The organism is Flavobacterium gyeonganense, from assembly GCF_029625295.1.
Classification (GTDB): domain Bacteria; phylum Bacteroidota; class Bacteroidia; order Flavobacteriales; family Flavobacteriaceae; genus Flavobacterium; species Flavobacterium gyeonganense.
Genome location: NZ_CP121112.1, coordinates 1,466,883 through 1,478,439, shown reverse-complemented (window position 1 = coordinate 1,478,439; position 11,557 = coordinate 1,466,883). Strand labels below are relative to the sequence as shown.

The following is an 11,557-nucleotide window of genomic DNA, read 5'->3' as shown; positions in this document are numbered from 1 at the left end:
AAATGACTACAATTAAAAACATACTGTTTGCCTTACTGGTTTCAATTTTCGGATTGACGCATGCAAAGGCGCAATGCACATCCGATACAAATTTCAGAAAACCGGTTTCAGAAACTATAAAAAATATAGAAACCATTTTCAAAATCACCATAATTGACGACAGAGGTTTACTGAAAGGAAAAGAACTTGATTACGCCGATTGGCGAATTGAACAAGGCAATTTAGAAGTTTCTCTGGCGAATGTTTTGGTGCCTTTTGAGCTTACTTATTTCAAACAGCCGGACGGAAAATACCAAATCCGAAAATATGAAAACCATAAAGTTTCAGTCGATAAAGGCAAAGAGCGTTTGGATTATTTAACCACTTTATATTCGAATGTTGCCGACTGGGAAAAACGAAAAAACGAGTTAAAAGCTTGTATGACCACGTCATTTGGTTTAGACAAGGCGCCCCCAACACCAAAGTCTAAACCACTTTTAACCCCAAAAAGGATTTATAAAGATTACAGCGTAGAGAACATCGCTTTAGAAATTCTGCCAGGAGTTTACACGACCGGATCTATTTACAAACCCTATCCGCTAAACAAAAAATCGGCAATTATCTTAACGCCCGACGGACATTTCGGTGACGGAAGATATAGAAAAGATGAGCAGTACCGTTGTGCCATCATGGCTAAAATGGGCGCCATAGTAGTGAGTTATGATTTATTTGCCTGGGGCGAATCCTTATTGCAATTTCCCGAAGAAACGCACCGAAACAGCATAGCCTCAACCGTTCAGGTCTTGAGCGGAATCCGATTATTGGATTATTTGGCCACCATAAAAAATGCCGATGTTTCTAGAGTGGGCGTTACCGGCGGTTCCGGCGGAGGTTCGCACACGATGTTTCTGGCCGCTTTAGACGATCGAATCACAGTTTCGGCTCCCGTGGTGATGGTTTCCTCACATTTTTCGGGCGGTTGTCCGTGCGAGAGCGGTCGCGGAATCCACCTTTGCGGAAACGGAACCAATAATGCCGAAATCTCCGCAATGATGGCGCCAAAACCACAATTGATTGTTTCCGACGGAAAAGACTGGACACTGGCCGTTCCCGAATTGGAATTCCCTTTTATCCAAAGAACTTATGAATTGTACGGCAAGAAAGATTTGGTAGAAAATGCCCATTTTGCCAATGAAGGACACGATTTTGGTGTTTCAAAACGTATGGCTTTGTATCCGTTTATGGCGAAATATTTAGGCTTGGATCTGAACAAAGTGAAGAATGAAAAAGGCGAAATCGACGAGTCCACTTGCGTGATTGAGCCTTACGATAAATTATATGTTTTTGGCAACAAAGCCGAAAATCTGCCGAAAAACGCATTAAAAGACATCGACAAATTATATGAAATGTTCGGAGAAAAAAATCTGAAAATTTACGAAGTGAAGAAATAGTATTTGGGCGTGACCCGATTTGAAAAAGGGGGCAACTCTCGAAACCGTTTAGTCGCCCCCTTTCCCAAATCGGGTCGGGCTATCCGCGCTACTTCGGTAGCCAGCTTCTATCCCTCACGCGCTCACGTAACTTGAAAAAATTTGCGCTAATTTGTGCAATTTGTGGTTAAAAAATAATTAGGGTCTTCCCTAAAAAATATAAAATATGAATTTGAGAAATAAAATTACAGCTATCTGTTTTGGAATTGTTTCCTTCGTCTCAACAGCGCAGACCAAAACCGAACTAAAATTGTGGTACGACAAACCGGCAACCATCTGGAACGAAGCTTTGCCTTTGGGTAACGGCCGTTTGGGCGCAATGGTTTTTGGTGATCCCGCAGTGGAGCGTTTGCAATTGAACGAAGAAACCATTTGGGCAGGTTCGCCAAACAGCAACGCACATATGAAATCAATCGAGGCGTTGCCAAAAGTAAGACAGCTGGTTTTTGAAGGAAAATTTGACGAAGCACAGGATTTGGCAACCCGTGATATTATGTCGCAGACCAACGACGGAATGCCGTACCAGACTTTTGGAAGCGCTTATATTTCGTTTCCGGGACATCAAAAATACACGAATTATTACCGTGATTTAGATATCGAAAACGCTACGGCAAAAGTAAAATATACCGTAAACGGAGTAGAATTTACCAGAGAAATTTTGACATCTTTTTCAGATCAGGTGATTGTAGTAAAATTGTCGGCAAGTCAGCCGGGACAGATTACGGCCAATGTTTTTATGAACAGCCCGATTGACAAAACCGTTCCTTCGACAGAAGGGAGTCAAATTATCCTTTCGGGAGTTGGAACTAATTTTGAAAACGTAAAAGGAAAAGTAAAATTTCAGGGACGAATCGAAGCCAAAAATAAAGGCGGAGAAGTTTCGGCAAGCAACGGAATCCTAATCATCAACAAAGCTGATGAGGTAACGCTTTACATTTCGATAGCGACCAATTTCAAAAATTATCAGGACATTACCGAAGATGAAGTATCGAAAAGCAAAGCATATTTGGAGAAAGCTTTACCGAAAAGTTTCGATGAAATTAAAAAAGCACACGTTGCCTATTATCAAAAATTCTTCAACAGAGTGGCTTTGGATTTAGGTTCAAACGATGCTATTAAAAAACCGACGAACGAAAGAATCCGTGATTTCAAAAATCAATTCGATCCGCAATTGGCGAGTTTATATTTTCAGTTTGGACGTTATTTATTGATCTCGAGTTCACAACCGGGAGGTCAGCCTGCCAATTTACAGGGAATCTGGAACGATATGGTAACTCCGCCCTGGGATTCTAAATACACAACAAACATCAATGCCGAGATGAATTATTGGCCTGCTGAAGTCACCAATCTTACCGAAATGCACGAGCCTTTTATCCAAATGGCAAAAGAATTGAGCGTTACGGGAGCAGTAACAGCAAAAACAATGTACAACGCCAACGGCTGGGTTTTGCATCATAACACTGATATCTGGCGCGTAACCGCTCCGGTAGATTCGGCTGCATCGGGAATGTGGATGACTGGTGGTGCGTGGGTTTCGCAAGATTTGTGGGAACGTTATTTGTACACCGGAGATATCAATTATTTAAAAGAAATTTATCCTGTAATCAAAGGAGCATCCGATTTCTTTTTGGATTTTATGATTACCGATCCAAATACAGGCTATTTGGTGGTAGTACCGTCAAGTTCTCCTGAAAATACACACGCTGGCGGTACCGGAAAAGCAACTATTGCTTCGGGAACTACGATGGATAATCAGTTGGTTTTTGATTTGTTTTCGAATGTGATCAAAGCTTCAAAATTGGTTGCTCCGGATGAAAATTATACGAAAAAATTAAGTGATGCTTTGGCAAAAATGCCTCCGATGAAAATCGGGAAACACAGTCAGTTGCAGGAATGGCAGGACGATTGGGATAATCCAAAAGACAATCACAGACACGTTTCGCATTTGTACGGCTTGTTTCCGAGTAATCAGATTTCACCAGTTAAAACACCGGAATTGTTTGAAGGAGCGAAACAATCGTTGATTTACAGAACAGACGAATCGACAGGCTGGTCAATGGGCTGGAAAGTGAATTTATGGGCAAGATTATTAGACGGAAATCATGCTTACAAACTGATTCAGGATCAATTACATTTGGTAACCGCCGACCAAAGAAAAGGCGGTGGAACGTATCCTAATATGTTGGATGCTCACCAGCCGTTTCAGATTGACGGAAACTTTGGCTGTACTGCCGGAATCGCCGAAATGCTGATGCAGAGTCAGGAAGATGCGATTCATTTATTGCCTGCTTTGCCAACGGTTTGGAAAGACGGAAGCATCAAAGGTTTGGTAACCCGAGGCGGATTTGTAATCGATATGACCTGGAAAAACAATAAAATTTCGACTTTGAAAGTGTACTCAAAATTAGGAGGAAACTGTCGATTGAAATTGGAAAACACGTTGAAAGCAGACAAAGGAATTGTGCTTAAAAAAGCAAAAGGAAAAAACCCAAATCTGTTGTTTTATGATGTTGAAGTAAAGAAACCGATTATTTCTAAAGAAGCAAAATTGCCGAAAGTACAATTGCCAAAGTACAATGAATATGATGTGGAAATGAAAGCGGGGCAGACGTATAGTTTTTCTGCGAATTAAAAGTATCAAAACATTAGAATATTATGGGGAAAATAACAGATGAAATGGTTGAAAAATCATTTGAAATTGGGAAAGATTTTTATGCCAATAAATTATCACTTAAAGAAGGAATAAGTGTGTTGACCAATATTGGAATGAATGAAAATTCGGCTGTAGATTATATCTATAATTATTCTAATTTGATTCAAGGTAAATTATTTACTAGGACAACTAATATTTATGGAACTGAATATTTTCTAAGAAAAATATATGAGGAAAACGGAGTAAATGGACTTCAAAATGCTTTACTTTCATTATCACAACATATAGATTATTATGAGGAGAAATCAGGTTCTTCAGTTAAAAAAGGAAAAGATATTTATAATAAGTATGTAAAATTAATCGATCATATTCCTTCTAATATTGTATACGCAGACGAAGTAAACCCTAAGATTGAATACGCGGAGGGAAAAACTAAACAAGTTTTAGTAAATAGTTACGAGCGAAATCAAATTGCAAGGAAAAAATGTATTGAACATTTTGGCTTTAATTGTCAAGTTTGTGACTTCAATTTTAAAGATAAGTTTGGTGAATTAGGGGTTGAATTTATACATGTTCATCATAAAATTGACATATCAACTATAGGAAAAGAATATTCTGTAAATCCTTTAACAGATTTGATTCCTGTATGTCCGAATTGCCACGCTATGTTACATAAAAGAACACCAGCTTATTCGATTGAAGAATTAAAAGAAATGATGGATAAATAAACGTGATCGTGAGACCGCGTGAGTGATGGCAGTGGAGCTCTTTTTTTGAGAGACTTTTTCAGCCGACCAAAAAAAAGCGGGAACGTACAGCACGACCCGTAGTTTTTCACGAAGGGTCACGCCCAAAAAATTAAAATAATTTGAATATGTTACACCAATTAAAATACAAAATAATTGCTTTTGTTATCCTGATTTCGGCTTTGAACAGCGGTTGTAAATCGGGTGCGGGGCATTCTAAAAAAGGAACTTCGGTTGTTTTGAAAGCGGATAATTTTAAGCATTATGTGGATTATTTCAACAAGATGGAGGACGAGAATCTGAAATTTGCGATTCCGAATGACAGTGCGTGGGCGTGGATGGAAAAGAATGTTCCGTTGTTTGAATGTCCACAGCAGAATTTTGAGGAGATTTATTATTATCGTTGGTGGACGGCTCGAAAACACATCAAGAAAACGCCACTTGGTTTCGGAATCACCGAGTTTTTAGTAGATCGTTCTTATGCCGATAAATACAATTTGATTGCTTGTGCAGTGGGGCATCACATCAATGAATTTCGCTGGGTGCACGATCCGCAGTACATTGAGCAGGATGTCAAAATTTGGTACCGTGGCAATGAAGGAAAACCGATGAACAAATTGTATAAATTCAGCAGTTGGACAGCTGATGCATTGTACAATCGGTATTTGGTGAATAAGGATGAAAAATTCTTATTGGATATGTACCCGGATATGGTTGCGGATTATGCTGTTTGGGAAAAAGACCGTCAGCGCAAGGATGGTTTGTTTTGGCAACACGATGTAAAGGACGGAATGGAAGAGTCGTTGAGTGGCGGGCGAAAAGTACAAAATGCAAGACCGACGATTAACAGTTATATGTTTGGAAATGCCGTGGCAATTTCGAAAATGGCATCGATGAAAGGTGACAAAGAAACGGAGGCAAAATTTAAAGCCAAAGCCGATGTTTTGCAACAATTGGTGGAAACGAAATTATGGAATCCGAAAAGTGAATTCTTTGAAACGTTTACCGAAAAAGATACGCTGGCTCAGGTGAGAGAAGCAATTGGATTTATTCCGTGGTATTTTAATTTGCCAAAAAAAGACAAAGGTTTTGAAAAAGCCTGGGAGCAGATTAAGGATGAAAAAGGGTTTTCGGCGCCTTTTGGTTTGACAACAGCGGAGCGCAGAAGTCCGCGTTTCAGGACTCATGGCACAGGAACCTGTGAATGGGACGGAGCAATTTGGCCTTTTGCGAGTTCACAGACTTTGACGGCTTTGGCGAATGTTCTGAATAATTATGATCAGAATTTCGTAGCCAAAACCGATTATTTCAAGCAAATGGATTTGTATGTGCAGTCGCAATATTACCGAGGAAAGCCATACATTGGAGAATATCTGGACGAAACAACCGGTTATTGGCTGATGGGCGACAAAGAAAGAAGCCGTTATTACAACCATTCGACTTTTAACGATTTGATGATTACGGGATTGGTGGGTTTACGTCCGAGAGCAGATGAAAAGATTGAAGTAAATCCGTTGATTCCACAGGAAAAATGGGATTGGTTTTGTCTGGATAATGTGTTGTATCACGGGAATATCATAACGATTCTTTGGGATAAAACAGGGGAGAAATATCATAAAGGAAAAGGTTTTAGGATTTTTAAGAATGGTAAGGAAATTGCTGTTTCAGAAAAATTGGAGAAATTAGTTTCTGAGTAACTTTGTATTAAAATTTTTCTCGCAGATTGGGCAGATATAGCAGATTTATTTGAGTAAAAATTTGATCTGCCGAATCTGCAAAATCTGCGAGAATAAAAAAATAAAAATAAAATGAAAAAGTTTTTTTTACATCTTACATTCATCATTATAACCTTGATTTCACTTTCGGCGCAAGCCCAAAATAAAATCAGCGTAACAAATCTGCAATGCGAAATGCTTAACAATCCGGAAGGAATTGATGTCGTTCAGCCCCGTTTGAGCTGGCAGATAAAGTCGGATGTGAATGATATAAAACAAACCGCTTATCAAATTATGGTTGCTTCGACATTAGAAAATCTAAACGCAAACAAAGCTGATTTGTGGGATAGCGGAAAAGTATCAAGCAACGAATCTGTCAATATAATTTACAACGGAAAAAAGCTGGGAGACCGACAAAACGCGTTTTGGAAAGTAACTGTTTTTACCAATAAAGGCGAAATAAAATCAACTACAACTGCTCATTTCAGCATCGGGATTTTAACCTATGCTGACTGGAAATCGACTCGCTGGATTGGGTATGAAAAATTATCGAAAGATGATAGCATTTCCCAATATTCGAGATTGTCTGCGCGTTATTTGCGAAAAGAAATCAACCTAAAAAAACAAGTCAAAAATGGCAAAGTTTATATTATGGGAATGGGTTTGTATGAACTCTATATCAACGGAAATAAAATTGGCGATCAGGTTTTGGCACCCGTTCCGACGGATTACACCAAAAACGTAAAATACAATGTTTTTGATGTGACTTCACAACTGAAAGAAGGCAAAAACATGCTGGGAACGATTTTAGGAAACGGACGTTTTTTTGCGATGCGTCAGGATTACAAACCGTATAAAATCAAATCATTTGGTTTTCCGAAAATGGCTTTGCAGTTGTTTGTTGAATATACCGATGGAACCAAAGATGTTATCCGAACAGATGACACCTGGAAATTAACCACTGACGGACCGATTCTATCCAACAACGAGTACGACGGCGAAGAATACGATGCCCGCAAGGAAATGAAAGGCTGGGCTACGACCAATTTTGATGATGCAACCTGGGTAAATGTCAGATACGTTCAGGAACCGGGCGGTTTTTATGAAGCACAGATGACGCCAAATATGAAAATAATGGGCGAGGTAAAACCAATTTCAATCAAAGCGACTGCGAAAGGAACATATATTTTGGATATGGGGCAGAATATGGTCGGCTGGTTACAACTGAAAGTAAAAGGGAAAAGCGGTGACCAAATCACGATGAAATTTGCCGAATCTTTGCAGGCTGATGGTTCGTTGTACATTGCCAATTTGCGTGATGCCAAAACTACCGATGTTTACACTTTAAAAGGTGAAGGTGAAGAAATTTGGGAACCACGATTCATTTTTCACGGTTTCCGATTTGTAGAGATTTCGGGTTTTCCAACCAAACCAACAGTGGATAATTTCATTGGAAAAGTGGTGTATGATGATATCAAAACCACCGGAACTTTTGAATCTTCGGATGCGACGATGAACCAGATTTTCAAAAATGCGTGGTGGGGAATCAGCGGAAATTACAAAGGAATGCCAATCGATTGTCCTCAACGCAACGAGCGTCAGCCTTGGCTGGGCGATAGAACGACAGGTGCTTATGGTGAAAGTTTTCTATTCGATAATCAGACTTTGTATGCCAAATGGCTCGATGATATTAAATATTCGCAGACTCAGGACGGAGGATTGCCAGATGTGGCACCGGCTTTTTGGCGTTATTATGGCGATAATGTGACCTGGCCGGGAACGTATATCACGGTGGGCGATATGCTGTACCATCAATTTGATGATGCAGAAGTGATCAAAAAACAATATCCGTCTATGAAAAAATGGATGGTGTATATGGAAGAAAATTATCTTCAAAATGATTTAATGGACAAGGACAAATACGGTGATTGGTGCGTTCCGCCGGAATCATTAGAGTTGATTCGTTCCAAAGATCCTGCCCGTTTGACGGATGGACAATTGTTGTCGAGTGCATTTTATTATCAGCTTTTGACTATTATGAAAAAGTTTGCCGTAATCGCAAAAGCGGATGCTGATGTTGTCTATTATGATGATTTGGCTGTGAGAATTAAAAAAGCATTCAATGCTAAATTTTTAAATACAGAGAAAAATTATTACGCAAATAACACCGTGACAGCAAACGTTTTGCCATTGGCTTTTGGTTTGGTCCCGGAAAATTTAAAAGATAAAGTTTTCCAGAATATGGTTCACGAAGTTGAGGTGACCAAAAACGGTCATATCAGCACAGGAGTTATCGGAACACAATTTTTGATGCGTACGCTGACGAACTTCGGAAGAGGGGATTTGGCTTTCAAATTGGCCTCAAATAAAACTTATCCAAGCTGGGGATTTATGGTCGAAAACGGTGCAACAACCATTTGGGAATTATGGAACGGAAATACCGCAGACCCGTCGATGAATTCGCAAAACCACGTGATGCTTTTGGGTGATTTATTGATCTGGTACTACGAAAATATGGCGGGAATCAAGAGTAATCCTGAAACTCCGGGTTTCAAACAAATCATTATGAAACCGGATTTCAACGCCGGACTGACTTTTGTAAATGCATCTTATGAATCCATTTACGGTTTAATCAAAAGTGACTGGAAGAAAAGTAAAAACACATTGCAGTGGAAAATTACCATTCCGGCGAATTCATCGGCAATAGTGTATCTGCCAACAGCTGATGTTTCATCGATAACGGTAAACAATAAGAAGCTGGATAAATTTTCATCTTCTTATAAAACAGAAAATAATAATATTATCCTGACTTTGGAATCTGGTTCTTATGTTTTGAATGTGAAGTAAGAAAATTAAGAGGTTTTTCGTATTGTTGCAAGAGAGTTTAAACATAATACTATATGGATGCCGTTAAAATTTTTGAAGATAGAAAAGTAAGAAGCCATTATGATTCTGATAATGAAATATGGTATTTTTCAATAGTGGATATTGTTGAAGCTTTAACAGATTCTAAAAATCCTACAGATTATTTAAAAAAGATAAGGAAAAGAGATGTTGAACTTGGAAGCTACATAGGGACAAATTGTCCCCAGATAACAATGCTAGCTAATGGAAAAAAACGAAAAACACTGGCAGGGAATGTTGAGCATATTCTTCGATTGGTACAATCTATCCCATCACCAAAAGCAGAACCTTTTAAACAATGGCTGGCAAAAGTAGGGTATGAACGTATTCAGGAAATTCAGGATCCTTCTCAAAGTGTAGATCGTGCAAGAGAAAACTGGAAAGAACACGGGAGAAGCGAAAAGTGGATTCAGCAGCGGATGATGGGGCAGGAGACGCGGAATAAACTAACCGATTATTGGAAAGAAGCAGGTATTGAAGAGAAAAAAGAATTTGCTATTCTAACCAATATCATCCATCAGGAATGGACAGGACTTTCGGTGAAAAAGCATAAAGAAGTAAAAGGATTAAAATCGCAAAACTTACGCGATCACATGAGTGAAGCTGAATTGATTTTTACTGCACTTGCTGAGCTTTCTACCAGACAAATAGCCGAAAATGATGAAGCAAAAGGATTGCTGTAAAATGCTAAAGCCAGCAAGAAAGGTGGCACAGTTGCTAAAAATGCAAGAATAGAATTAGAAAATAATACGGGTAAAAATGTAGTAACTGGAGAGAATTTTTTGCCTCCTTTGAAACAAAATTTACCAGAATAAATTAAAAGTTAAAAGTTGTTTTGAAACAATTATTTCTTTGTCGGGAAGTTTAAAATGATAATAATGCAAAAGGGATGATTTTAGACAAATCATCCCTTTTTTTATTTTTTGGATTTACTTTTTTTATTTCTTCCCCACCAAATTAAAAAACCGCTGACAGGCAAAAGTGCACAAAACAACGAAACTAGTGTAGCTAAAATTTTAGTTGGCAAACCATATATACTGCCGGTGTGAATAGCGTAATTGCTGTTTCTCCACTTTGCACCCAGGGTTTTGTCATGATGGGTTACTTTAAAATAATTTTCGGCTGTCTGGCTGTTAAAAGTGTAACTGTCTGATTCATCCCAGCCGGAATTGCCTTCATGTCTCACAAATGCATTAACCGGAACCGGATTTTTAACCGTTGTTTCAGGCAGGGTTAATCCGATAGTAGTGTAGTTTGGAATTTTTTCTTTCGTAAACAAAATAATAGATTCCAATGGATTAATCGTTTTTACCGGATTAACGTTTTTTATTTCAGGAGGTTTACTCCAGACTTTTTCTGGATCGTTTCCTAAAATTCTGTAAATCCCGTTTGTCCACCAGTCAAAAGTCCATACGAGTCCGGTAACAGCAAAAATCAAAATAAACAAAAAGGTATAAATACCTCCAATATTATGAAAATCATAATTTTTACGTTTCCATTTTGTGGTGCTTTTCCATCGAAACCAGACCCTCTGTTTTAATGCTGCTTTGTTTTTGGGCCACCACAAATAGATGCCGCTCAGGATCAGTATAAAAATAATGAGGGTTGAGATGCCTACAAAATAATGTCCGACATCATAAGTTAAAAGCAAATTTTGATGTAGCAATCTTAAATTGAATATCCAGTCATACCGTAAATCTACTTCTCCAAGTTCTTGGCCTGTGTATTGGTCAATATAAATGTGATTGTAAATTTCGTAATCAGATGCTGCGGTCCAGTGTGGTTTTGTATTTTCTTTATAGCTGGTGAAAACATAACTTCTATCCGGGTTTTTACTAATTTCAATATAATCAGCAAGCGGATATTTATTTTTTACAATACTGACTAGTGTATCTAATGGTAAAACGGAATTTTTAACTTCGTGAACCAGATATTTTTCCTGATGATACCATAATGATAATTCTTCATCCCAAACAAAAATACTGGCAGCCAGCATGCTTATAAATACAACAAGCCCGGACGCAAGCCCGAGCCATAGATGTATTTTATTAAAAAATTTTCTCATTGAGC

General features: G+C 38.5%; 7 protein-coding genes. 6 read left to right on the top strand and 1 reads right to left on the bottom strand.

The genetic code is table 11. The features are described from left to right. Positions 1 to 2: 2 nt before the first annotated feature. The 6 genes from P5P89_RS06480 (at position 3) to P5P89_RS06455 (ending at position 10,170) form a co-directional block, all read left to right on the top strand. Positions 3 to 1,430, top strand: coding sequence for an acetylxylan esterase (locus P5P89_RS06480; RefSeq protein ID WP_278011224.1), 1,428 nt, complete (start codon positions 3 to 5; stop codon positions 1,428 to 1,430). Positions 1,431 to 1,635: 205 nt separating this feature from the next. Then, positions 1,636 to 4,101: a glycoside hydrolase family 95 protein gene (locus P5P89_RS06475; RefSeq protein WP_278011223.1), complete on the top strand. Its 2,466-nt coding sequence runs from the start codon at positions 1,636 to 1,638 to the stop codon at positions 4,099 to 4,101. 23 nt (positions 4,102 to 4,124) lie between these two features. Further along, positions 4,125 to 4,850, top strand: coding sequence for an HNH endonuclease (locus P5P89_RS06470; RefSeq protein WP_278011222.1), 726 nt, complete (start codon positions 4,125 to 4,127; stop codon positions 4,848 to 4,850). 146 nt (positions 4,851 to 4,996) lie between these two features. Beyond that, positions 4,997 to 6,565, top strand: a complete 1,569-nt coding sequence (locus P5P89_RS06465) for an MGH1-like glycoside hydrolase domain-containing protein (protein ID WP_278011221.1) — start codon at positions 4,997 to 4,999, stop codon at positions 6,563 to 6,565. A gap of 111 nt (positions 6,566 to 6,676) precedes the next feature. Further along, positions 6,677 to 9,430 carry a glycoside hydrolase family 78 protein gene (locus P5P89_RS06460; protein ID WP_278011220.1) on the top strand — a complete coding sequence of 918 codons (2,754 nt, stop codon included), beginning with the start codon at positions 6,677 to 6,679 and terminating at the stop codon, positions 9,428 to 9,430. 53 nt (positions 9,431 to 9,483) lie between these two features. Further along, positions 9,484 to 10,170 (top strand): BRO family protein, encoded by a 687-nt coding sequence (locus tag P5P89_RS06455; protein WP_278011219.1) that lies wholly within the window; start codon positions 9,484 to 9,486, stop codon positions 10,168 to 10,170. 233 nt (positions 10,171 to 10,403) lie between these two features. Here P5P89_RS06455 and P5P89_RS06450 read toward each other — a convergent pair whose 3' ends face one another. Further along, complete coding sequence (locus P5P89_RS06450; RefSeq protein ID WP_278011218.1) at positions 10,404 to 11,552, bottom strand: PepSY-associated TM helix domain-containing protein; 1,149 nt, start codon at positions 11,550 to 11,552, stop codon at positions 10,404 to 10,406. Positions 11,553 to 11,557: the final 5 nt, after the last annotated feature.

Excerpts from the sequence above, each read along its gene's own strand:
- P5P89_RS06480 (WP_278011224.1), top strand. The coding sequence starts at position 3 with ATGACTACAATTAAAAACATACTGTTTGCCTTACTGGTTTCAATTTTC.
- P5P89_RS06475 (WP_278011223.1), top strand. The coding sequence starts at position 1,636 with ATGAATTTGAGAAATAAAATTACAGCTATCTGTTTTGGAATTGTTTCC.
- P5P89_RS06470 (WP_278011222.1), top strand. The coding sequence starts at position 4,125 with ATGGGGAAAATAACAGATGAAATGGTTGAAAAATCATTTGAAATTGGG.
- P5P89_RS06465 (WP_278011221.1), top strand. The coding sequence starts at position 4,997 with ATGTTACACCAATTAAAATACAAAATAATTGCTTTTGTTATCCTGATT.
- P5P89_RS06460 (WP_278011220.1), top strand. The coding sequence starts at position 6,677 with ATGAAAAAGTTTTTTTTACATCTTACATTCATCATTATAACCTTGATT.
- P5P89_RS06455 (WP_278011219.1), top strand. The coding sequence starts at position 9,484 with ATGGATGCCGTTAAAATTTTTGAAGATAGAAAAGTAAGAAGCCATTAT.
- P5P89_RS06450 (WP_278011218.1), bottom strand. The coding sequence starts at position 11,552 with ATGAGAAAATTTTTTAATAAAATACATCTATGGCTCGGGCTTGCGTCC.